Raw genomic sequence first — 21,997 nt, 5'->3', positions numbered from 1 at the left:
GTCGCGACAGTTTACGTCTTCGCGTCTTACTTCTTCGCGTCCAGCGCATCTTCCAGCGTGCGCAGGCCGGTCTTCGGGGCCTGCACCAGCACCGCCATGTTGCCGGGCTTGTGCTCGTTGTTCAGCATCTTGGTATGCGCCGCCGGGATCTCTGCCCAGGGGAAGACCTCGGACATGCAGGGGTCGAGGCGCCGCTCGATCATCAGCCGGTTGGCCGAGGCCGCCTGTTGCAGGTTGGCGAAGTGCGAGCCCTGCAGGCGCTTCTGGTGCATCCACATGTAGCGCACGTCGAAGGTGCAGTTGAAGCCGCTGGTGCCCGCGCAGATCACGACCATGCCGCCCTTCTTCACCACGAGGGCAGAGACCGGGAAGGTCGCTTCGCCCGGGTGTTCGAAGACCATGTCGACGTTGTTGCCCTTGCCGGTGATGTCCCAGATCGCCTTGCCGAACTTGCGCGCCTCTTTCAGCCACGCGTTGTATTCCGGCGAATTCACCGTGGGCAGCTGACCCCAGCAGTTGAAGTCCTTGCGGTTGATGACACCCTTGGCGCCCTGATCCATCACGAACTGGCGCTTGCTCTCGTCCGAGATCACGCCGATGGCGTTGGCGCCCGCCGTGTTCGCCAGCTGGATCGCGTAAGAGCCAAGGCCACCCGAGGCACCCCAGACCAGCACGTTCTGGCCGGGGCGCAGTTCGTGCGGCTGGTGGCCGAAGAGCATCCGGTAGGCGGTGGCCAGCGTCAGCGTATAGCAGGCGGCCTCTTCCCAGGTCAGGTGCTTGGGACGCGGCATCAGCTGCTGCGCCTGCACCTTGGTGAACTGCGCGAAAGAGCCGTCGCCGGTCTCGTAGCCCCAGATCCGCTGGCTGGGCGAGAACATCGGGTCGCCGCCGTTGCAGTGCTCGTCGTCGCCGTCGTCCTGGTTGCAGTGGATCACGACCTCGTCGCCCACCTTCCAGTTCTTGACCTTGTCACCGACGGCCCAGACGATGCCCGAGGCATCGGAACCGGCGATGTGGAAATCCTGCCCGTGCACGTCGAAGGGGCTGATCGGCACCCCCTTGCCGGCCCAGACGCCGTTGTAGTTCACGCCGGCGGCCATCACCAGAACAAGGACCTCGTGGCTGTCGATGGTCCATGTATCGACAACTTCCTGCTGGAACGAGGTTTCGGGGTCGCCGTGGCGCTCGCGGCGGATCGCCCAAGCGTACATCTTCTTGGGGACGTAGCCCATCGGCGGCATTTCACCGATCTCGTAGAGGTCTTTTTCCGGCGCGTCGTACTGGGCGATGCCCGTTTGCGTGTCCAGTGCCATGGCGGCCTCCTGCTTGAACCAACCTTTGAATGTGATGCGGCTCCGCAGCGCGGATTCGCGGGTTGACCCATCGAATACGCGGGCTTGCGCAACATTGCAACCATCCGAACGTCTAGTTTGTAATTTTATGACCGAGCGGATGCAGAAAATCCTTTGCGTGCGCAGCAGAGTTTACGCTTCAGGCGACCGCCGGGCCGGGAAGAGATGCGCGATGGAGCGGGCGTAGAAGCCCGCAAGCGCCTGTTTTTCAGGGGCGACCGCCAGCAGGCCGCCGTTTTCCACGACGATGCCGCGCTCTGTCAGCATCCGCAGGCCGACCTGTGCGGCATAGGCGCTGTCGGCGCGCGGCAGATGGATGTGGCAGCCCTCCAGCAGGGTGCAGGCCGCGGCGAAGGCGCCGGGCAGATCCTCGGCCCGGCGCGGCTTTTCCAGCAGCAGATGCGCCACCAGCGGCACCGGAAGCACCGGCACATTGCGGGCGATCTCTGCCAGCAGGCGCTCTGCGAGGGCAGCGGCATCCGCCGCCAGCGCCGGGTCCGCGCGCAGCGACAGCGGGCGGCCAAAGCTGACCGCCGCATAGCCGAAGCGGTGAAACCGTCCCGTCACCCGCAGCCAGAGCTGCTTCAGCGTGGCCAGCGTGACATGGGTGATCGAGGCCTCGAACCGCCGCGTGCCGCTTTCCCCGGCGCCGATCAGAACGGTGTCTTCCAGAACCCGGTCGTAGTTCAGCGCCACCGGCACAAAGACCACGTCCCGCGCGGCAAGGTCGAGATCGTCGGTGATGTAGCGCAGCAGCCCCAGCTTCGGGGGCTGAAGGCCGCCGTCCAGCGACAGCCCGCCCTCGGGAAAGATCGCCTGCGTGACGCCGCCGCTGGTGGACATCTGGACGTAGCGCCGCAACACCCGCCGATAGAGGTCGTCGCGCGACCGCCGCCGGATGAAATAGGCCCCCATGGAGCGGATCAGCCGCGACAGCGGCCAGACCTGGGCCCATTCGCCCACCGCGTAGGACAGCGCAGAGCGGTCCGCGACCAGATGCGTGACCAGCACGTAATCCATGTTGGACCGGTGGTTGATGACGAAGACCAGCGTCGCCTCGGGGTCGATCCCGGCCAGATCCTGCGGGTCGTGATGGCCCAGCCGCACCCGGTACAGCGCGTTCGACAGCCAGCGCGCGCCGCGCACACCCCAGCCGAAATAGGCGAAGGCCGAGAAGGACGGCACGATTTCCTGCGCGTAGCGCCGGGCGCGTTCAAAGGCCACGTCCTCGCGGACGCCTTCCTGCCCGGCATGGTCAAGGATCGCCCGGGTGACGTCCGGGTGGTAGAGGACGCGCTGGATCAGGTCGTAGCGCCTGAGCAGCTTGAAGGGTTCGATGGGGCGCTGGAGGCGGCTGTTCAGGCGTCGCACCAGACGCTCTGCCCGGCGGCGAAAGAACCAGCGGACAGAGGGAAAGAAGAAATGCGTGACAAAGCTGATCGCTGCGAAAAGCAGGATCAGCAGCAAAAGCCAGAGCGGGAGCGTGACGGTGACCATGGCGCGGACCGTGGCAGGCTGGCCGGGGCCGCGCAAGACAGGGCTGCGCGTCCCGGGCGTGCCGCCCGTACCAGACCGCTTGCGACGCGGCGGCACATCCGGTGCGACCGCCCTGCGCCCCGGTCCGCGCTTGGCGGTGCGCGCCCGCTGCAAACGCGGGCCCGTCAGGCGCGTCGGCCCCGGCGGGACCAAAGAGCCGCTGTGCAACGCGTCGCGACGGGCCTATGCTGCGCCTGCACTCGCTGCATTGCGGCGGATTGACAGGGTCATATTGTTTCGAATATGCCATTTCAAACGCAATAAGGTTGCTGGCGAGAATCCCGCCGTTGGAGGCCCGAATGACCGAGACCCCTTCCCGAGACAAACCCTGGCTCATCCGCACCTATGCGGGGCATTCCACGGCCGAAAAGTCCAATGCGCTGTACCGCTCTAACCTTGCCAAGGGTCAGACCGGCCTCTCTGTCGCCTTCGACCTGCCCACGCAGACCGGCTATGACAGCGACCACATTCTGGCCCGGGGCGAGGTCGGCAAGGTCGGCGTCCCGGTCTGCCACCTGGGCGACATGCGCGCGCTGTTTCAGGATATTCCGCTGGAGCAGATGAACACCTCGATGACGATCAACGCCACGGCGCCCTGGCTGCTGTCGCTTTATATCGCGGTGGCGGAAGAGCAGGGCGCCGATATCACCAAGCTGAACGGCACGGTGCAGAACGACCTGATCAAGGAATACCTGTCGCGCGGCACCTATATCTGCCCGCCGAAGCCCTCGCTGAAGATGATCGGGGACGTGGCCGAATATTGCTATCACCACGTTCCCAAGTGGAACCCGATGAACGTCTGTTCCTACCACCTGCAAGAGGCGGGCGCGACGCCCGAGCAGGAACTGGCCTTTGCCCTGGCCACCGCCGTCGCGGTGCTGGACGAGCTGAAGCCGCGCGTCGCGGCAGAGGATTTCCCGGCGCTTTGCGGACGCATCTCGTTCTTCGTCAACGCGGGCATCCGCTTTGTCACCGAGCTGTGCAAGATGCGCGCCTTCGTCGATCTCTGGGACGAGATCCTGCTGGAGCGCTACGGCGTCGAAGAGGCCAGGTTCCGGCGCTTCCGCTATGGCGTGCAGGTGAACTCTCTCGGCCTGACGGAACAGCAGCCCGAGAACAACGTCTACCGGATCCTGATCGAGGCGCTGGCGGTCACCCTGTCCAAGAATGCCCGCGCTCGCGCCGTCCAGTTGCCCGCATGGAACGAGGCGCTTGGCCTGCCGCGCCCCTGGGACCAGCAATGGTCGATGCGCATGCAGCAGATCCTGGCCTACGAAACCGACCTTCTGGAATACGACGACCTCTTCGACGGCAACCCGGCGGTGGACCGCAAGGTCGCGGCGCTGAAAGAGGGCGCACGGGCGGAACTGGCCAATATCGAGGGCATGGGCGGTGCCATCGGGGCGATCGACTACATGAAGGGCCGCCTGGTGGAATCCAACGCCGACCGTGTCAACAAGGTCGAACGCGGCGAGACGGTGGTCGTCGGGGTGAACCGCTGGACCGAAAGCGAACGCTCGCCGCTGGTGGGCGAGGACGGCGGCATCATGACGGTCGATCCGGGCGTCGAGGCCGATCAGGTGGCGCGCCTGACCGCCTGGAAGGCAGAGCGTGACAGCGCCGCCGTCGCCGAGGCCCTGAGCGCCCTGCGCGCCGCCGCCGCGGCAGGCGAGAACGTCATGCCGGCCTCTGTCGCCTGTGCGAAGGCGGGGGTGACGACCGGCGAATGGGCCGGAGAGATGCGCGCCGCCCATGGCGAGTATCGCGGCCCGACCGGCGTTTCCAGATCCGTCTCGAACAAGACCGAGGGGCTGGAGGACATCCGCGAGGCCGTCGATGCGGTCAGCGACCGGCTGGGCCGCCGCCTGCGCTTCCTCGTGGGCAAGCCGGGTCTCGACGGCCATTCCAACGGCGCCGAGCAGATCGCCTTCCGCGCCCGCGATTGCGGGATGGAGATCGACTACGAGGGCATCCGCCTGACCCCCGAACAGATCGTCGAGGCCGCGAAGGAGGGCGCGCATGTGGTCGGGCTTTCGATCCTCTCGGGCTCACATATCCCGCTGGTCGAGGAGGTCGTGGCGCGGATGCGCGAGGCGGGGCTGACGGAGGTTTCGCTGATCGTCGGCGGGATCATTCCCGAGGAGGACGCCCGCCGCCTTCTGGCGATGGGCGTGGCGCGGGTCTATACGCCGAAGGATTTCGAACTGAATACCATCATGCGCGATATCGTGACGCTGGCCGATCCCAAATCCGTCGCGGCGGAGTAGCGGCCAGCCCCTGCGACCGGCGCCTGTGGTGCCGGATCGCAGGAAACTCCGGTGCTCCGCCGGGCCAGCTTGCGCGCCGCTTCACCGGCGTTTCGACCGTCCGATCCGCTGGATAGGGCGGTTTTCCTGATTCGTCCCACCCGGACAGGGGGATTGCCGGCAATGCTGCGATCCCCCCGCTTATGCCCGTCAAAGTGTCGGCTTTCCGCCGATCGGCCTCGGAATACCCCGTTTTCCGGGACAATTCCTCGTGTGACCCAAAGCGACGCCTTGTAAGATCTTTTATTTTGGCAGATTGGTAAAAAATAACTGGAGAACGCGAATGAATATCGACCTTGACGGAATGACCCCCGACGAGTTGAAAAAGCTGATTGCGGATGCGCAGAAAGCTCTGAAATCCGTGGACCAACGCCGCAGGGCAGAGGCCAAACGCGCTGCGGAAAACGCGGCGAAGGAATTCGGCTTCTCGCTCGACGAGGTGATGGAGGCCGGACCGAAAGGCAGCAAGGGCGCGCCGCGCTTTGCCAATCCCGCAGATCCCTCGCAGACATGGACCGGCCGGGGCCGAAAGCCCAATTGGGTGATCGAGGCGCTCGAACAGGGCAAGTCCATGGACGATCTGGCGCTCTGACGTGACGGTTCATATCGGTGCCAAGCCGGGGGAGATTGCCGAAACGGTTCTTATGCCGGGCGATCCCCTTCGGGCGGAATGGGCGGCGCAGACCTTTCTCGACGATGCGGTCTGCGTGAACCGGGTAAGGGGCATGCTGGGATATACCGGCACCTGGAAGGGTCACAGGGTGACGATCCAGGGGTCGGGAATGGGGATGCCCAGCCTTTCGATCTATGCCAACGAATTGCTTCGGGATTACGGGGCGAAGACGCTGATCCGTATTGGCTCTTGCGGGGCGATGCAGGAAAGGATTGCCATTCGCGATGTGATCGTCGCCATGACGGCCACGACCCTGTCGACTCCGTCGCGGGGTATCTTTCGCGAATTGAATTACGCGCCCTGCGCGGATTACGCCCTGCTGGAGGCGGCAGTGGCCGCCGCGCGTACCCGCGATGTCGGAGTCCATGTCGGCGGCATCTATTCCTCGGATGTTTTCTATGACGAGCGTCCGGACCTGAATGACCAGATGGTTCGCCACGGCATTCTGGGGGTCGAGATGGAAGCGGCAGAGCTTTATATCCTCGCCGCCCGGCACGGCGCCCGGGCGCTGGCGGTCCTCACCGTTTCGGACCACCTGCTGACCCACGAGGCCCTGCCGTCGGACCAGCGAGAGCGGTCCTTCGGCGACATGGTAGAAATCGCGCTGGAGGCGGCCTTCGCCTGACGGCACGGGGTGGGTGCAAACCCACCCTTACCGCCCGTGACTGCGGTCGTAGGCATTCCGCGACGGCGACACCCAGCCCTGCAGCGCATCGGGGGCGGGGCGCAGGATCTCCACCTTCAGCGGAAAGCAGGGCGCGCTGTCCGAGGTATGCTCGGCGCCGCAATCCCCGCCCGGACAGGCGCTGAGCGCGCCCAGCAGGTCGATCTCTGCAAGGAACGTCAGCGCATCGCCGGGCCGCACCGGGCTGGATTTCATGAAATACTGGCCGGTGTCGCGGGTGAAGCCCGTGCACATGAAGACGTTCAGGACGTCGTGCACATGCGGCTCGGCCTCGGCCAGCGGCAGGCCAAGGTGGTCGGCCAGCGCGCGGGTCAGGTTCGAGTGGCAGCAGTGGTGGTAATCGCTGCCCGACAACAGGCGGCCCGTGTAGGGATCGCAGCGCGTGCCGATCACGTCATGGACAGAGCCGCCGAAGGCATCGATGCCGTACCAGTCGAGGTCGTCGCGCACCACCGTCGCCAGCGGACGCAGGGCGGGAAAGCTGCTCCACAGCCGGTCGCCGGTGCTGACATGACTGCCGTGCAGGGCGCGCGTCTTGCCGGAGTAGAAGCGTTCGGACAGATCGGTGGCGTTCCACAGGTTCAGGTCCCCGACCTGCGGTCCTCCGGTGCAGGTGATGCGAAAGAACTGCCCGGCGGGCACCTCGAAGCAGCAGGCCTCGCGCGGGGCGGCGATATGCGTCGCGGTAACCTCGGCGGTCTCCAGCGCCGCGCCGTAAAGCGCCATGTCCGGCGCGGGCAGCGTGTCGGTCGGGTAGCAGATCACCGGGCGGACGGCGCGGCGGGCTTCGGCGTCGGGGGGCGGGGGCATGGCGGTCTCCTCTCGGTGTGGCGGGCCTTTGGGCGCGCCTTTCGGGGCACTGAAGCCGCTCGGGGCCGGGCTGTCCACCCCGCCTCGCCCCGGTTTTGCGCTTCGGGACGGGTGCGGCAGGAGTCGGGGCAGGGGGCAGCACCGGGGGCACAGGGCACGGGTGCGCGATGCCATCCGGCGACGGGGGCGCAGGGCAAGGCGCGGGCCCCGGCCGATGCAAAAACGACGCGTCCCTGCGCAAGGCTGCTGGTCCCCGCGCGGGGGCCGCGATAGGGTGCGCGCATGACCGTGCCGGCCCTCAAATTCTCCGACGATCAGGCGCTTGCCTATGACCGTGTCGCCGATCTTCTGAGCGAGGCGGGCGTAGACCTGCACGATGGCTTCTGCCTGCCCGCCAAGGAGGGCAAGACAAAGGTCCTTGCGGTGATGGGCAAGGCCGGCAGCGGCAAGACCCTGCTGCTGGCGGAACTGGTGAAGGCGCTGGAAGCGGCGGGCGTGGAAACCGTGTCCGGCGATTACGAGGGCCGCCCGCGCAAGGACCGCCGCACGCTGGCCATCCTTGCGCCGACCAACAAGGCGGCCAGCGTGCTGCGCATGCGTGGCGTGCCCGCCACCACGATCCACCGCATCATCTACACGCCGGTCTACGACCCCCAATACGAGCGCATCGCCGAATGGCTGATGGGCAACGGCGACCGCCCCGAGATCGAGGAGCTGTCCGAAGAGGCGCTGACCCGCGCCCAGACCAGCTATCAGCAGCATGGCTCGGTGCCTGCCGCGCTGGCCGCCGCGGGCCTGCGCGGCTCGGATTTCATCACCGGATGGAAGCGCCGCGAAGAGCCGCTGGACATCGGACTGGTCGACGAGGCCTCGATGCTGGACGACCGCCAGTTCGAGGACCTGCGCGAGATCTTTCCGAACCTGATGCTGTTCGGCGACCCGGCCCAGCTGGCACCGGTGAACCAGTCCGGCAAGATGGTCTTCGACGGGCTGGCCGAGGGCCAGAAGCTGGAACTCAGCCGCATCCACCGGCAGGAAGCGGACAACCCCATTCTGGACCTCGCGCATGCCCTGTCCGACCCGGACGTGGGCTTCGAGGACTTCGAGCGGCTGGTCGAACAGGCGGCCCGGCGCGACGACCGCGTGGTCTATGCGCAGCGGGTCGAGGTCGACCTGATGGCGCGCTCTCCGGTGCTGGTCTGGCGCAATGCCACGCGCATCCGGCTGATCAATGCCTTCCGCGCCGTGCATGGCGCGCCCGAAACCGCGCTGCTGCCCGGCGAGCCGCTGATCTGCGACGGGCTGGAACTGCCGCTGAAGCACCGCAAGAAGCGGCTGGACCTGGAGGCGCGCGGATTGATCAAGGGCGCGCAGGTGATCTACCTCGGCCCCGGGCGCAAGCCGGGGTTTTCCAAGCTGCACGTCGTCGGCGCCATAGAGCCGCAGGTCTCTGCCGCCTCGATCGTGAAGATCGAGAAGCCCGACGAGGAAGAACCCTTCATCCCCTACGCCGCCCGCATGGGGGCGACCTTCCTGCACGGTGCCGCGGTGACGATCCACAAGGCGCAGGGGTCGCAATGGGAGAACGTGCAGGTCTTTGCGCCCGATCTCTACGCCGCCGCCCGCATGGGCCGGACCGAAGCGGGCCAGCCCCTGTGGAAGCGCCTTGCCTATGTGGCGATCACCCGCGCCTCGGAACGGCTGTACTGGGTGGTGCGCAACCGGCTGGCGAAACCCTCGGGGGCGCTGACCGTGGACGATCTTCGCGGGGCGCCCGCGCCTCTGGCCCTCGAAAGCGAGCCCGGCCTCGACCTCTGAGAGCGTTCTGGGGCGGTTGGCAGGCTGACGGGCGGGACAGGTCCGGCTGCATTTGCGTCCTGTGCATGGGCAGCCGGGAAGGGCTGTTTGCCGGAATTGCGCCCCTTCGGCCCGGCATCTCGGGTCTTATCGGCCCAAAGGGCGCCCGGTGCCCGCCCTCGGCGCCGCTTTCCACCATGCGCCCGACACCCTGACCAGCTCCGGAACCGACTGGCGCCGCCATCCGACCACCTATGTAGCGGGCCAGCGACAGACGCGGACCGCGCGCCGCGCCGCGCCCTCGGTGGATGCGGGCCGCCCGACCGTTTCGACCCCGCCGCCCCTCGGGCACCGGCGCGGGTGGATGCACGGCACATGGCCGGTTTCTTCGATTGCGGTTGCGCCCTGCGGGGCGCCTCGGTCAGTCTGGGGGGACAAGGCAGAGGGCAAGGGAGGGCCGGATGCAGGGACAGATGATGCACATGCCGCTGAGGATCATTGAGATCCTCCGCTACGCGGCAGAAACGCACGAGGGTGCCGGGATCGTGTCGGTGCGCTGCGAAGGCGACATCCACCGCGAGAGTTATGCGCAGGCCTACGCCCGCGCGGCGCAACTGGCGCATGGGCTGGCGGGTCTGGGGATCGGTGCCGGGGACCGCGTCGCGACGCTGGCATGGAACGGCTATCGGCATGTCGAACTCTACTACGGCATCTCGGGGATGGGGGCGGTCTGCCACACCATCAACCCGCGCCTCTCGGCGGAACAGATGCTGTATATCCTGACCCATGCCGAGGACCGGCTGCTTTTCCTCGACCTGACCTTCGTGCCGCTGGTCGAGGCCCTGGGCGCCCAACTGCCCGAGGGGCTGCGGCTGGTGGTCATGACCGACCGCGCCCATATGCCCGACTCGGCGCTGGACCTGCTGTGCTACGAAGACCTGCTGGCGGGCCAGCCGGAAACCTTCGACTGGCCCGGGATGGACGAAAACGCCGCCGCGAGCCTGTGCTACACCTCGGGCACCACGGGCCACCCGAAAGGCGCGCTCTACTCGCATCGCTCGACGGTGCTGCACGCGCTGTTCCTCTCGATCACCATCGCCCGGTCGCTGCACGAGGGTGCACGCATCCTGCCGGTGGTGCCGATGTTCCACGTCAATGCCTGGGGCCTGCCCTATGCCGCGCCGCTGGTGGGCGCCTCGCTGGTCATGCCGGGGCCGAAGCTGGACGGCGCCGCGCTGCACGACCTGATGGAGTCCGAGGTCGTGACCGCCTCCTGGGGCGTGCCGACGGTCTGGCTGGGCCTCCGGGCCGAGATCGAGACCCGCGGCCGCACCCCCGCCACGCTCGACCAGCTGGTGATCGGCGGATCGGCGGCGCCGCGCTCGATGATCGCCTTCTTCGAAGGGCAGGGGGTCGATGTCTGCCACGCCTGGGGCATGACAGAGATGAGCCCGGTGGGCACCCATGCGCAGCTGTCGAAGGGGATGCGGGTCGATTCCGATACGGCCCTGGGCCTGAAGGCCAAACAGGGGCGGCGCGTCTTCGGGGTCGACCTGAAGATCGTCGGCGAGGACGGCGCGCCGCTGCCCCATGACGGCAGGGCCACGGGCGAGTTGTACGTGCGCGGCAATGCGGTGATCTCGGGATATTTCGCCAATGACGACAGCAGCGCCTTCGACGCCGAGGGCTGGTTCGGCACCGGCGACGTGGCCACCATCGACCCCAGGGGCTTCCTGTCGGTGCAGGACCGCAGCAAGGATCTGATCAAGTCCGGCGGCGAGTGGATCAGCTCGATCGACCTCGAGAACATCGCCATGGGCCATCCCGCCGTCGCCAATTGCGCGGTCATTGCGATTCCCCATCCAAAGTGGGAGGAACGCCCGCTGCTGGTGGTGGTGCCCAGGGGCGACGCCCGCCCGACGCTGGACGAGATGCACGATATGATGCTGGAACACATGGCGAAGTGGCAATTGCCCGACGCGATGGAATTCGTCGAGGCCCTGCCATTGACCGCCACCGGCAAGGTCTCGAAACTGACCCTGAGACGACAGTTCGAAGGATACACGCTGCCCGATGCTGGCTGACGACATCCGGGGCATGGCCCCGCACACCACCGACTGGTTCGCGCTGGACGCCGCCCGCGTCCGCGCCTTCGCCGAGGCGACCGAGGACCGCCAGTTCATCCACCTCGACGAGGATCGCGCCGCGCAGACCCGCTTCGGCGGGACCATCGCGCATGGCTTCCTGACGCTCTCGATGCTCTCGGCCATGTCCTACCAGGTGACGGCGGCGATCTCGGGGATGGAGGCCTCGGTGAACTACGGCTTCGACAGGGTGCGCTTCGTGTCTCCGGTGCGGGTCGGCAGCCGGGTGCGCGGACGCTTCTCGGTGGCCCATGTGGACGAGGGAGAGGGATGGCTGGGCGTGCATTGGGACGTAGAGGTCGAGGTCGAGGGGCAGGAGAAACCGGCGCTGGTGGCCAGCTGGATCACCCGGGTCTTCCTGTCATGAGGGCGGTGGCGATCCTTGCGGCCCTGACCGGCCTCGCCGCGCCCGTCATGGCGCAAGAGGTCGGGGTCTACACGCTCTATCGCTCCGACCCCGTCGACCGGCTGGCGGCGGAACATGTGGCGACCTTCGACACCCGTCAGGGCGCCGGGGCGAACTCGGAAACCTGCCTGACCGTGGCGGGGCTGCTCGAGGCGCAGCCGGAAAACGACCGCCGCTACTGGTGCCGCCCGGGCCGCGTGGCGGAGGGCGGCGCGACGGACTGAGCGCCCCGGTCCCGGTTGAGCCCGTTGTCACGCCGGGCACGGCGCCCGGCCACTGCCCCGCTCTTCTCTGGTCTTCCAAATACCCTCGGGGGGCGCGCAGCGCGGGGGCAGAGCCCCCTCCGCCGCTTCCGATTGCGCCGCTTGCCGACAAACCAGGCGCTGTCCGGGCAGACAGCCGCGCCCCGCACCGGGGGCACCCGGGCAACGATCAGGCCGGGGCGCTTTCGCCCTCAGTATCCGGCGGCGCGGTCGACCAGATGCAACAGCGGCTCCCCGGCCTCGCCGCGCCGGATGTTCTCGGCGATGACCCGCGCCGCGCTCTCGGGCCGGGTGGCCGAGGCGATATGCGGCGTCACGGTGACCTTCGGATGCGCCCAGTAGGGGTGATCCTCGGGCAGGGGCTCCACCCGGAAGACGTCCAGCGTGGCATGGCCGACCTGACCGGAGTCCAGGGCCGCCAGCAGGGCCGCGTCGTCGATCAGCGGCCCGCGGCCCGGGTTCAGCACCACGGCCCCCGGCGCCAGCCGCGCCAGCGCCCCGGCATCCAGCGTGCTCTCTGTCGCGGCGGTGTCGGGCAGCAGCAGCACCACGATCCGGGCGCCGTCCAGCGCCGCGCCCAGCCCCTCTGCGCCGTTCAGGCAGCGCACCCCGGGCACCTGCTTGGCAGAGCGGCTCCAGCCGGTGACCGGGAACCCCAGACCCCTCAGCGCCGAGGCGCAGGCCTGCCCTAGCGTTCCCAGTCCGAGGATCGTCACGGGCCGGTCCTTCGACAGCGGCGGGGCGGTGTCGTCCCATGTCCGCCCGGGGTTCACGATATGCGCGTCCATCCCCAGGTGATGGCGCAGCACATGCCCCGTCACCCATTCCACCATGCCCTGGCCCAGACCCTCGTCGTCGACCATGCGCGCCAGCGGCACGGTCAGCGTCTCGTTTCCGGTGACGTTCTCGACCCCGGCCCAGAGGTTCAGCACCGCCTTCAGCCGGGTGTAGGGGGTAAAGTCCTGCACGGCGGAATTGGGCGCGTAGACGATGTAATCCACCGTCTCGGGCGGCATGTCGGTCGCCAGCCGGTAGTCCAGGCCGGAGGCATCCAGCGCGGCGGTCAGCGGTGTCTCGTAGTCCGCCCAGCGGTCTGTCGTGGCGGCAAAGAGGATGTTCGTCGGCATGGCGTCTGTCCCGGTCGTCTGCACTCGTCGGGCGTTGGTCTAGCCCCAACCCGCCCGCGCTTCAACGCGGGCGGTGGATATGCGCGCTTTGCACGAGGCCAAAGCCGATCATCAGCACCAGCATCGCCGACCCGCCGTAGCTGACCAGCGGCAGGGGCACCCCCACGACGGGCGCCAGCCCCATGACCATCGACATGTTGACCGCGAAGAACAGGAAGAAGGTCAGCCCGACGCCAAGGATCACCAGCGAGGAAAAGCGGTCGCGGTTCTGCATGGCGGCGATCACGCAGAAGATCAGGATCAGCACGTAGAGCAGCAAAAGCGACACGCCGCCGACAAAGCCGAACTCTTCCGCCAGCGTGTTGAAGATGAAGTCGGTGTGCTTTTCCGGCAGGAAGTTCAGCCGCGACTGGGTGCCCTGCATGAAGCCCCGACCGGTCCAGCCGCCGGACCCCATGGCGATCTTGGCCTGCGTGATGTGGTAGCCCGCGCCCAGCGGATCGGTGGAAGGATCGAGGAAGGTGTCGATGCGCCGGAACTGGTAGTCCTTCAGCATCTGCCAGTCGGTGCCGCGGCTCTGGAACACCGCCCAGATGCCGCCCGCCGCCGCCGCGCCCACCGTGGCGAAATACAGCCAGTGCACGCCGGCAAGGAACATCATCAGGGCGCCTGCCGTCAGCAGGAGGATCGCGGTGCCGAGGTCGGGCTGGGTCAGCACCAGCATGGTGGGCGTGATGATGATCAGGATCGGCAGCAGCACCCAGAAGGGCCGCGAGGTCCGGTTTATCGGCAGCCAGTCGTAATAGGCCGCGAGCAGCACCACCATGGCCAGCTTCATCAGCTCCGAGGGCTGAAGCCGCATGAAGCCGAGGTCGATCCAGCGCTGCGCGCCCATGCCCACGGCGCCGAAGAACTCGACCATGACCAGCAAACCCAGCGCGACGGCATAGACGATCAGCGACATGCCGCGCCAGAACCAGATCGGCACCATGGCGACCACGAACATCGCGGTCAGCCCCAGCGCATAGCGTTTCATCTGCGGTTCGGCCCAGGGGCTCCAGGACCCGCCCGCGACGGAATAGAGCATCAGGAACCCCACCGCCGCCACCGTCGACAGCAGGATCACCAGCGGCCAGTTCAGGTACAGAACCTTGCGCCAGCCCGAGGGGACCGTCTTGACGTTGTATTCAAGGTAGGTCACGCGCGGCTGCTCCGCTGTGCCTCGCGTTCCTCGCGCTCACGCGAGATACGGTCCTGCTGCGCCTCGATGCGAGAGCGGTCGGATGTCGGATAGGCGTCCAGCGGCGGGTCCTCGCCGTAGAGGGCCTGCAGCGTGACGTCCCGCGCGATCGGGGCCGCCACGGTCGACCCGCCGCCGCCGTGTTCCACCACGACCGCCACCGCGACCTTCGGCGCGTCGAAGGGGGCGTAGTTGACCCAGAGCGCGTGGTCGCGCCGGTTCCAGGGCAGGTCGGCGTTGGAGATCACGCCCCGCGCGCGCTCTGCCGCGGTGATATTGCGGACCTGGCTGGTGCCGGATTTTCCCGCCATGCGCAGGCCGTCGGCGATGACGCGCGAGCGGTAGCCGGTGCCGCGCCGGTCGTTGGACACGGCATACATGCCGCGCCGGACGTGCCGCAGGTTGTTCTCGTTCAGGCCAAGGCTTTCGCCGCCGACGATCGGGGTTTCGACCCCGTCGATGCTTTTCAGCAGGCGCGGCATGATCTCGCGCCCGGTCGCGATGCGCGCGGTCATCACCGCCAGCTGCAGCGGCGAGGACAGCACGAAGCCCTGCCCGATAGAGGCGTTCACGGAATCGCCGATGACCCATTCGGCGTTGCGCTCGCGCAGCTTCCAGCCCTTGTCGGGCATCAGCCCGGCGGTGACCGCGGACATCGGGATATCATGCGACACCCCCAGTCCCAGCTTCCGCGCCATCTCGGCGATGCGCTCGATGCCGATCTTCATCGCCATCTCGTAGTAGTAGACGTCGCAGCTTTCGCGCAGCGACTTTTCGAGGTCGGCGTAGCCGTGGCCGCGGCGCTTCCAGCAGTGGAAGCGGCGCCCGCCGACTTCGAGGTGGCCGGGGCACCAGACCGTGTCGTCGGGCGAGACCATGCCGGATTCCAGCGCCGCCAGCACCACGACCATCTTGAAGGTCGACCCGGGCGGATAGGCGTCCTGCACGGTCTTCGAGGCCAAGGGGCGGTGGTCGTTGTCGCGCAGCTCTCCGTAGTCGCCGGTCGAGATGCCCCGCACGAACTTGTTGGGATCGTAGGAGGGCGCCGAGGCGATGGCCAGCAGGTCGCCCTTTTCCACGTCCATCACGACGACAGAGGCGCTTTCCGTGCCCAGCCGCGCCTGCACGTAGTCCTGAAGCCGGTTGTCCACGGTCAGTTGCAGGTCAGAGCCGGCCTCGCCTTCGCGGCGGTCGAGCTCGCGCATGACGCGGCCCACGGCATTGACCTCGACCCGCTTGGCACCGGCGCTGCCGCGCAGGATTTCCTCGTGGTTGGATTCGACGCCGACCTTGCCGATCTGGAAGCGCGGGATGCGCAGCACCGGCGGCGGATCCTCGTAGCGCTTGAGGTCGCGTTCGGAGACCGGACCGACGTAGCCCGCGACATGGGCGTAAAGCTCGCGCTGCGGATAGTAGCGCGACAGGCCGACCTCTGTCACCACGCCGGGCAGGGCGGGGGCGTTCACCGCGACGCGGCTGATGTCGGCCCATGACACGCGGTCGGCGATCGTGACGGGGATGAAGGGCGGCGTGCGCTTCATCTCGTCGCGTGCGCCCTGCACGTCGTCTGGGTCCAGCGCCACCAGCTTGGACAGCCGGTCGATGACGTCGTCGACGTCGCCCGCGTCCTCGCGCACGATGGTGATGCGGTAGGTCGGTTCGTTCTCGGCGATCACCCGCCCGTTGCGGTCGAAGATCCGGCCCCGCGCGGGCGGGATCAGCCGCATGTTGATGCGGTTCTCCTCGGCCAGCAGGCGGAACTCGTCGGCCTGGTCGACCTGCATGTGGCGCATCCGCAGGCCCAGCACGGAGGCAAAGGCGATCTGGCTGCCGCCGAGGATCAGCGCGCGGCGGCTGATGCGGCGGGCGCTTTCGGCGGTCTCGCGGGGGCTTCGTCTCATAGCGTGCGTCCCGTGTGGTCGAATTCGCCCGGGGTCGTGCGGCGCACCCCGAAGACGACGTAGCTGGCGGCGGCCACCAGCGGATAGGCGAGAACGGTCATACCATACTGCATGAGCGCGAGGGAGAACATTCCCGGCGCCACGATCAAGATCCCGAGAGTCAGCCGGTAGATCAGGGTGATGCACAAGAGCGCCCCGGCGGCGGTCAGCCATTCGGCCACGAAGGTGTTCTCGCGCACGGTGCGGGCGCGGTTCTTCAGCCACTCGGTCGCCAGCAGGACCAGCAGCGCCCAAAGCCCCGGCGGCCGCTGGAACAGGAAATCCGCCAGCAGCATCACCAGCGCAATCAGCAGCGCGGGAACGTAGGCGGGGCGCCGCAGGGCCCATGCGAAGGTCAGCGTTGTCAGCAGGTCCGGCCCGGCGAGGCGGCCGGGCAGGGTCTGCATCGGCAGCAGGTGGACAAAGGCGATCAGCAGCGCCAGCGCGAGATAGACAAGGCGCATGGACCAGAGCCGGGCGGGGCTGTTCTCTGCCATGGCGCTAGCGGCCTCCGCGGGGGGCGGGGCTTTCTTCCGCCTCGGACAGGGCGCCGGGGGGCACCTCCGGCAGGATCAGCGACGAGGGGCCGGAGACGCGATGAGCGCCGTGGTCGCGCAGCACGCGCAGGAATTCCAGCCGCTCGTAATCCGCCGACAGCCGCACGCGCAGACGCCCGCCCGGATCCTGCGCCACCTGTCCGATCAGCAGGCCGGGGGGGAAGACCTCGCCGTCGCCCGAGGTGACGATGCGGTCGCCGGGGCGCACGAGGTCGGGGTTTTCCAGAAAGTCGATGGGGGGCGCGGCGGTATTGTCGCCGACCACCAGCGCACGCTGCCCCGAGGGCTGGATTTCCGCCGGGATGCGGCTGCTGGCATCGGTCAGCAGGATCACCCGGCTGGTGTTGTTGCCGACGCCAGAAATCCGGCCGACGAGACCGATGCCGTCCATCGTTGCCCAGCCATCGACGATGCCGTCGCGCGAGCCGACATTGATCAGCGCCGACTGCCGGAAGGGCGAGCCGGAGTCGGCCAGGACAACGGCGGTGATATAGGTCAGGCGCGGGTCCAGCTGGACGTTGTTGAGGTCGCGCAGCCGGGCGTTTTCCTGCTCCAGCTGCAGCGCGGCCTCTTTCCAGGCGGTCATCTGGCGCAACTCGCGGCGCAGCTCCTGGTTCTGCTCGTGCAGGCGCTGGTAGGACTGGAAGTCGCGGAACAGCCGCACCGTGCCGGTGACCGGTGCCATGGCCCAGTCCATGCGCGGCACGACGGCGTCGATCACATGGGCGCGGAACCGTTCGACCCGCGGGCTGTCGATGCGCCAGACCAGGAAGATGCCGCCGAGACACAGCACGAGGATCGCCAGAAGCAGACGCTTCAGCGGGGCGGTGAAATCGTCCGGGTTGCTGCGGTCGCTGGCCATCGGGCTCCGGTGCTGGATTCGCGCGTTTTACCGCGTTCGGGGCAGTTGGTACAGTTTACAGGCCGGTGCAATGCGCCAAAGCGCGCCTTGGGCCGGATCGGTGGAGAGTTGCGCATTCCGGGGTTTCGCCTGCGCGCTGCGCAGGCGCCCGGCCGGGGAGGCGCTGCCTCCCCGGACCCCTCCGGGATATTTCCGGACAGAAGAAGAGAAGCGGCGCCGCGCCCTGGCGCCGGTGCAGAGGGCGCGCCGCTGGTCGACGCGCGGATGGCGCTCAGCTGTCGTAGTCGATGGCGTGGCGCAGCTGCTTTTCGTATTCCAGTGCCTTTCCGGTGCCCAGAGCCACGCAGTTCAGCGACTCGTCGGCGATGGAGACGGCAAGCCCGGTCTGTTCGCGCAGGGCGAGGTCGAGGTCGCCGAGAAGGGCGCCTCCGCCGGTCAGCATGACACCCCGGTCGACGATGTCGGCGGCAAGGTCCGGCGGCGTGGCTTCGAGCGCGGTCATCACCGCCTCGCAGATCTGCTGCACCGGTTCCGAGAGCGCCTCGGCGACCTGCGCCTGGCTGATTTCGGTTTCCTTGGGCACGCCGTTCAGCAGGTCGCGGCCCCGGATCTGCATGCTGCTGCCGCGTCCGTCGTCGGGCATGCGCGCGGTGCCGATCGAGGTCTTGATGCGCTCGGCGGTGGAATCGCCCACCAGGAGGTTCTGCTGGCGGCGCAGGTAGTTGACGATGGCCTCGTCCATGCGGTCGCCGCCGACCCGCACAGAGCGCGCATAGACGATGTCGCCCAGCGACAGGACCGCCACCTCGGTGGTGCCGCCGCCGATATCCACGACCATATTGCCGGTCGGATCGGTGATCGGCATGCCCGCGCCGATGGCCGCCGCGATGGGCTCGGCGATCAGCCCGGCCTTGCGGGCGCCCGCCGAGAGCACCGACTGGCGGATGGCGCGTTTTTCGACCGGGGTGGCGCCATGCGGCACGCAGACGATGATCTTGGGCTTCGAGAAGGTCGAGCGACGGTGCACCTTGCGGATGAATTCCTTGATCATCGCCTCGGCGGTGTCGAAATCCGCGATCACGCCTTCGCGCATCGGGCGGATCGCCTCGATGCTGCCCGGGGTCCGGCCCAGCATCAGCTTGGCATCCTCACCGACCGCCAGAACCTTCTTCTGGCCGTCCTTGATGTGGTAAGCCACCACGGAAGGTTCCGACAGGACGACACCCTTGCCCTTCACGTAGACGAGGGTATTCGCCGTGCCAAGGTCGATGGCCATGTCCGAAGAGAACATGCCCATGAGTCCGTCCAGTCCAAACATAGTGTCCTGCCCCATTGCCTCAGGGGCCCGCGACTCTGACAGCCGGGGCCAGTCGTCCTTATAGGCCCGGGTCCGGCGATGCGAAAGGCCCCGCACATGGCAAATCAGCAAGGATTTGCCGGAGGCGGGTCCCGTGCGATGATGGCGCGGGGGGCGGGCGAGGGCAGGCTACCGGCCTCCGCGGGGCCGCGGCGGCGGCGCGGCCTGGCAACCGGGGACCGGGTGGCCAGGCTGCAGGGCCTGCCGGTGCCGCGCGGCCCCGATCCGCCGATGGCCGGGCCGGACAGCCCTGCGGCGCAGATAACCCCGGGCGGCGCAGGCTCTGTCGGTTTCATGCGGTCAGGCGTCGGGTGCGCTCTGCGCGCGGCCATGGATTCGCTAAAAGGGAAGAGTTGAAACGCAAGCGCCGGAGTCCTGCCCGATGAAGACCCATGTCAAAGCCCTTGTTGTCGGTGGTGGCGCCGTCGGCACCTCTATCGCCTACCACCTCGCCAAGGCCGGGTGGCAGGATGTCATGCTGCTGGAGCGTGACGAGCTGACAAGCGGCAGCACCTGGCACGCCGCGGGCCTCTTGCCCTATTTCAACATGTCCTATGCCACGACCCACATCCACGACTACTCGATCAAGTTCTACAAGACGCTGGAGGAAGAGACCGGGCTGGACGCGGGCTTCTTCGTGGTGGGCAACCTGCGCATGGCGCAGACCGATGCGCGCATGGACGAGTACCGCGTCTATGCCACAACCGCAGAGACCTGCGGCGTGCCCTACGAGTGGATGACCCCCGACGAGATCAAGCAGCGCTGGCCGCTGATCAACACCGAGGATCTGAAGGGCGCGCTCTACCACCCGACCGACGGCTACATCAACCCGGCGGACGTGACGATGGCCATGGCCAAGGGCGCCCGGCAGCGCGGCGTCACGATCGAGCGCAAGTGGCAGGTGGACGGCTACGAATGGACCGGCTCGGAATGGCAGGTGACCTGCACCAAGATGGTCGAGAAGGGCGGCAACCTCGTGCCCTCCGAGGAACAGATCACCATCACCGCAGAGCATGTGGTCACCGCCACCGGCAACCATGCGCAGAAGACCGCGAAGCTTCTGGGCATTCGCACGCCGGCCATCCCGGTCGAGCACCAGTTCATCGTGACCGAGCCCGACCCGGCGCTGGTCGAGTACCGCAAGAGCAACGAACAGCACCCGGTGATCCGCGACGCCGACGCCAAGTGGTACGTCCGAGAAGAGCGCGGCGGCTGGATCCTCGGGCCCTATGAGCGCAATGCCCCCGCGCGCTTCCAGTACGGCGTGCCGGACAGCTTCCGGGCCGACCTCTTCCCGCTCGATCTGGAGCGGATCGAAGAGGAGTACATGTCCTTCATCCACCGCATCCCCTCGTCCGAAGAGGTCGGCCTCAAGGACGACTTCAACGGCCCGATCTGCTACACGCCCGACGGCAACCCGCTGATCGGCCCGGCGCCGGGCCTGCGCAACATGTGGCTGGCCGAGGGCTTCTCCTTCGGGATCACCGCCGCCGGTGGTGCGGGCTACTACCTTGCCCAGATGATGGTGGACGGCGAGGCCGAGATCGACATGGCGTCGCTGGACCCCAAGCGCTTCGGCGCCTGGCAGACGACCGAATGGGCGGTGAAGAAGAACGAAGAGGCTTACGACCACGTCTATGTCCTGCACCACCCGGACGAAGAGCGCCCCGCGGCCCGCCCGCTGCGCACCGCCCCCGCCTACGACCGGCAGAAGGCGCTTGGCGCGCAGTTCGGCTGCGTGAACGGCTGGGAGCGTCCGAACTACTACGGCCCGCTGGATGCGGATGAGAACTTCGACCACGACGCGCGGTCCTTCCGCCGTGGCGGCTGGTGGCCGTATGCCGTCGAAGAGGCCAGGGCGATCCGCGAGGGCGTCGGCCTGATCGACGCCACCGCCTTCACCAAGCACACGGTGAAGGGCCCCGGCGCGACCGAGTTCCTCGACCTCTTCACCTGCAACAGGCTGCCCAAGGTGGGCCGCATCAACCTGACCTACGCGCTGACGTCCAAGGGCACGACGCGCACGGAATACACCATCGTCCGCAACGGCGAGAACGACTATTACCTCGTCTCGGCGGGCGCCTGGGCTGCCTATGACAGCGACTTCCTGCAAAAGGCGGTCGAGGACTTCATGGCCGAGACCGGCAAGCTGGTCATCGTGCAGGACGTGACCACGCAGTGGGGCGTCTACGCGATCGCCGGGCCGAAGTCGCGCGCCGTTCTGGCAGAGCTTATCCGCGACGCGGAGCCGGAAACCGCCCTGTCGAACAAGCGCTTCCCCTGGCTCTCGGCGCGTCGGATCGAACTGGGCATGTGCCCGGTCAATGCGATCCGCGTGGCCTATACCGGCGAGCTTGGCTGGGAACTGCACTTCCCTGTCGAGATGGGCGCCTACCTCTGGGATCAGCTCATGTCGGCGGGCGAGAAGCACGGCATCAGGCCGGTCGGTGCCCGCGCGCAGAACTGGCTGCGGCAGGAAAAGAGCTACCGCGCCTTCGGCAACGAGCTTGGCCGCGACGCCACCCCGCTGGAGGCCGATCTGCCGCGCTTCGTCGACCTGTCCAAGGATTTCCACGGCAAAGAGGCGATGGAGGCCATGGGCATCCGCTCCAAATGCGTCACCCTGCTGATCGACGGCCCGGAGGACGCCGATCCCTGGGGCCGCGAGGTGCTGTATACCCCCGAGGGCGAGCGCGTCGGTCGCCTGACTTCGGGCGGCTACTCGGTGGCCTTCGGCAAGTCCATCGGCATGGGCTACGTCAAGCCCGAGCAGGCCGTCGTCGGCACCAGGCTGAAGGTGAAGATCCTCGACGCGCTCTGGGATGCCGAGATCACCGAGGACAGCCCCTACGATCCGAAGAACGAAACCATCCGCAAGGACGGCTGAACGAACCGGGGCGGTCCCGCGCGGGGCCGCCCCGCGCTCTGCCCGGATGCTCAGG

At 67.7% G+C, this 21,997-nt stretch carries 17 protein-coding genes; 8 read left to right on the top strand and 9 right to left on the bottom strand.

The features are described from left to right. Positions 1 to 26: 26 nt before the first annotated feature. Positions 27 to 1,313 (bottom strand): crotonyl-CoA carboxylase/reductase, encoded by a 1,287-nt coding sequence (gene ccrA / locus ACN5KJ_RS07535; RefSeq protein ID WP_347165592.1) that lies wholly within the window; start codon positions 1,311 to 1,313, stop codon positions 27 to 29. 171 nt (positions 1,314 to 1,484) lie between these two features. Continuing rightward, positions 1,485 to 2,849: a 1-acyl-sn-glycerol-3-phosphate acyltransferase gene (locus ACN5KJ_RS07530; protein ID WP_418593563.1), complete on the bottom strand. Its 1,365-nt coding sequence runs from the start codon at positions 2,847 to 2,849 to the stop codon at positions 1,485 to 1,487. A gap of 224 nt (positions 2,850 to 3,073) precedes the next feature. Between ACN5KJ_RS07530 and ACN5KJ_RS07525 the strand changes: the two genes are divergently transcribed. The 3 genes from ACN5KJ_RS07525 (at position 3,074) to deoD (ending at position 6,492) form a co-directional block, all read left to right on the top strand. Further along, on the top strand, positions 3,074 to 5,155 hold the full coding sequence (locus ACN5KJ_RS07525) for a methylmalonyl-CoA mutase family protein (RefSeq protein ID WP_418593045.1): 2,082 nt from the start codon (positions 3,074 to 3,076) through the stop codon (positions 5,153 to 5,155). Between the two features lie 322 nt (positions 5,156 to 5,477). Further along, complete coding sequence (locus ACN5KJ_RS07520; RefSeq protein WP_347165590.1) at positions 5,478 to 5,786, top strand: H-NS histone family protein; 309 nt, start codon at positions 5,478 to 5,480, stop codon at positions 5,784 to 5,786. A gap of 1 nt (position 5,787) precedes the next feature. Further along, complete coding sequence (gene deoD, locus ACN5KJ_RS07515) at positions 5,788 to 6,492, top strand: purine-nucleoside phosphorylase (RefSeq protein ID WP_418593043.1); 705 nt, start codon at positions 5,788 to 5,790, stop codon at positions 6,490 to 6,492. A gap of 27 nt (positions 6,493 to 6,519) precedes the next feature. Here the strand turns inward: deoD and ACN5KJ_RS07510 are convergent, their stop codons facing one another. Continuing rightward, the gene (locus ACN5KJ_RS07510) at positions 6,520 to 7,362 is read right to left on the bottom strand and encodes an urea carboxylase-associated family protein (protein WP_418593041.1); all 843 of its coding nucleotides are present in this window, start codon (positions 7,360 to 7,362) and stop codon (positions 6,520 to 6,522) included. Positions 7,363 to 7,644: 282 nt separating this feature from the next. Between ACN5KJ_RS07510 and ACN5KJ_RS07505 the strand changes: the two genes are divergently transcribed. From ACN5KJ_RS07505 to ACN5KJ_RS07490, 4 genes are all read left to right on the top strand, one after another. Next, complete coding sequence (locus ACN5KJ_RS07505; protein WP_418593039.1) at positions 7,645 to 9,180, top strand: ATP-dependent DNA helicase; 1,536 nt, start codon at positions 7,645 to 7,647, stop codon at positions 9,178 to 9,180. A 440-nt stretch (positions 9,181 to 9,620) separates the two neighbouring features. Beyond that, the gene (locus ACN5KJ_RS07500) at positions 9,621 to 11,243 is read left to right on the top strand and encodes a long-chain-fatty-acid--CoA ligase (protein ID WP_418593037.1); all 1,623 of its coding nucleotides are present in this window, start codon (positions 9,621 to 9,623) and stop codon (positions 11,241 to 11,243) included. Further along, the gene (locus ACN5KJ_RS07495; RefSeq protein WP_418593036.1) at positions 11,233 to 11,670 is read left to right on the top strand and encodes a MaoC family dehydratase; all 438 of its coding nucleotides are present in this window, start codon (positions 11,233 to 11,235) and stop codon (positions 11,668 to 11,670) included. The genes ACN5KJ_RS07500 and ACN5KJ_RS07495 overlap by 11 nt, the downstream gene beginning before the upstream one ends. Then, positions 11,667 to 11,933 (top strand): hypothetical protein, encoded by a 267-nt coding sequence (locus ACN5KJ_RS07490; RefSeq protein WP_418593035.1) that lies wholly within the window; start codon positions 11,667 to 11,669, stop codon positions 11,931 to 11,933. Before ACN5KJ_RS07495 ends, ACN5KJ_RS07490 begins: the two co-directional genes overlap by 4 nt. A 230-nt stretch (positions 11,934 to 12,163) precedes the next feature. Here the strand turns inward: ACN5KJ_RS07490 and ACN5KJ_RS07485 are convergent, their stop codons facing one another. From ACN5KJ_RS07485 to ACN5KJ_RS07460, 6 genes are all read right to left on the bottom strand, one after another. Continuing rightward, positions 12,164 to 13,099, bottom strand: coding sequence for a 2-hydroxyacid dehydrogenase (locus tag ACN5KJ_RS07485; RefSeq protein ID WP_418593033.1), 936 nt, complete (start codon positions 13,097 to 13,099; stop codon positions 12,164 to 12,166). A gap of 61 nt (positions 13,100 to 13,160) precedes the next feature. Next, positions 13,161 to 14,300 carry a rod shape-determining protein RodA gene (gene rodA, locus ACN5KJ_RS07480; RefSeq protein ID WP_347165584.1) on the bottom strand — a complete coding sequence of 380 codons (1,140 nt, stop codon included), beginning with the start codon at positions 14,298 to 14,300 and terminating at the stop codon, positions 13,161 to 13,163. Next, positions 14,297 to 16,240, bottom strand: a complete 1,944-nt coding sequence (gene mrdA, locus ACN5KJ_RS07475; protein WP_206564682.1) for a penicillin-binding protein 2 — start codon at positions 16,238 to 16,240, stop codon at positions 14,297 to 14,299. Before mrdA ends, rodA begins: the two co-directional genes overlap by 4 nt. Then, positions 16,237 to 16,776: a rod shape-determining protein MreD gene (locus ACN5KJ_RS07470; RefSeq protein WP_418593031.1), complete on the bottom strand. Its 540-nt coding sequence runs from the start codon at positions 16,774 to 16,776 to the stop codon at positions 16,237 to 16,239. Before ACN5KJ_RS07470 ends, mrdA begins: the two co-directional genes overlap by 4 nt. A gap of 4 nt (positions 16,777 to 16,780) precedes the next feature. Beyond that, positions 16,781 to 17,698: a rod shape-determining protein MreC gene (gene mreC, locus ACN5KJ_RS07465; RefSeq protein WP_418593030.1), complete on the bottom strand. Its 918-nt coding sequence runs from the start codon at positions 17,696 to 17,698 to the stop codon at positions 16,781 to 16,783. 271 nt (positions 17,699 to 17,969) lie between these two features. Further along, positions 17,970 to 19,016: a rod shape-determining protein gene (locus ACN5KJ_RS07460; protein WP_418593029.1), complete on the bottom strand. Its 1,047-nt coding sequence runs from the start codon at positions 19,014 to 19,016 to the stop codon at positions 17,970 to 17,972. Positions 19,017 to 19,437: 421 nt separating this feature from the next. On the opposite strand from ACN5KJ_RS07460, the gene ACN5KJ_RS07455 reads away from it, so the two are divergent. Continuing rightward, positions 19,438 to 21,942 (top strand): GcvT family protein, encoded by a 2,505-nt coding sequence (locus tag ACN5KJ_RS07455; RefSeq protein WP_418593027.1) that lies wholly within the window; start codon positions 19,438 to 19,440, stop codon positions 21,940 to 21,942. Positions 21,943 to 21,997: the final 55 nt, after the last annotated feature.

It is taken from the genome of Ponticoccus sp. (in: a-proteobacteria), from assembly GCF_048381735.1.
The sequence above is the reverse complement of the archived record's forward strand: the minus strand, read 5'-3'. Positions and strand labels throughout refer to the sequence as shown.

Excerpts from the sequence above, each read along its gene's own strand:
- ccrA (WP_347165592.1), bottom strand. The coding sequence starts at position 1,313 with ATGGCACTGGACACGCAAACGGGCATCGCCCAGTACGACGCGCCGGAA.
- ACN5KJ_RS07455 (WP_418593027.1), top strand. The coding sequence starts at position 19,438 with ATGAAGACCCATGTCAAAGCCCTTGTTGTCGGTGGTGGCGCCGTCGGC.
- ACN5KJ_RS07470 (WP_418593031.1), bottom strand. The coding sequence starts at position 16,776 with ATGGCAGAGAACAGCCCCGCCCGGCTCTGGTCCATGCGCCTTGTCTAT.
- mreC (WP_418593030.1), bottom strand. The coding sequence starts at position 17,698 with ATGGCCAGCGACCGCAGCAACCCGGACGATTTCACCGCCCCGCTGAAG.
- mrdA (WP_206564682.1), bottom strand. The coding sequence starts at position 16,240 with ATGAGACGAAGCCCCCGCGAGACCGCCGAAAGCGCCCGCCGCATCAGC.
- ACN5KJ_RS07460 (WP_418593029.1), bottom strand. The coding sequence starts at position 19,016 with ATGTTTGGACTGGACGGACTCATGGGCATGTTCTCTTCGGACATGGCC.
- ACN5KJ_RS07505 (WP_418593039.1), top strand. The coding sequence starts at position 7,645 with ATGACCGTGCCGGCCCTCAAATTCTCCGACGATCAGGCGCTTGCCTAT.
- ACN5KJ_RS07525 (WP_418593045.1), top strand. The coding sequence starts at position 3,074 with ATGCTGCGCCTGCACTCGCTGCATTGCGGCGGATTGACAGGGTCATAT.
- ACN5KJ_RS07495 (WP_418593036.1), top strand. The coding sequence starts at position 11,233 with ATGCTGGCTGACGACATCCGGGGCATGGCCCCGCACACCACCGACTGG.
- ACN5KJ_RS07520 (WP_347165590.1), top strand. The coding sequence starts at position 5,478 with ATGAATATCGACCTTGACGGAATGACCCCCGACGAGTTGAAAAAGCTG.
- ACN5KJ_RS07510 (WP_418593041.1), bottom strand. The coding sequence starts at position 7,362 with ATGCCCCCGCCCCCCGACGCCGAAGCCCGCCGCGCCGTCCGCCCGGTG.
- ACN5KJ_RS07485 (WP_418593033.1), bottom strand. The coding sequence starts at position 13,099 with ATGCCGACGAACATCCTCTTTGCCGCCACGACAGACCGCTGGGCGGAC.
- ACN5KJ_RS07490 (WP_418593035.1), top strand. The coding sequence starts at position 11,667 with ATGAGGGCGGTGGCGATCCTTGCGGCCCTGACCGGCCTCGCCGCGCCC.
- ACN5KJ_RS07500 (WP_418593037.1), top strand. The coding sequence starts at position 9,621 with ATGCAGGGACAGATGATGCACATGCCGCTGAGGATCATTGAGATCCTC.
- ACN5KJ_RS07530 (WP_418593563.1), bottom strand. The coding sequence starts at position 2,849 with ATGGTCACCGTCACGCTCCCGCTCTGGCTTTTGCTGCTGATCCTGCTT.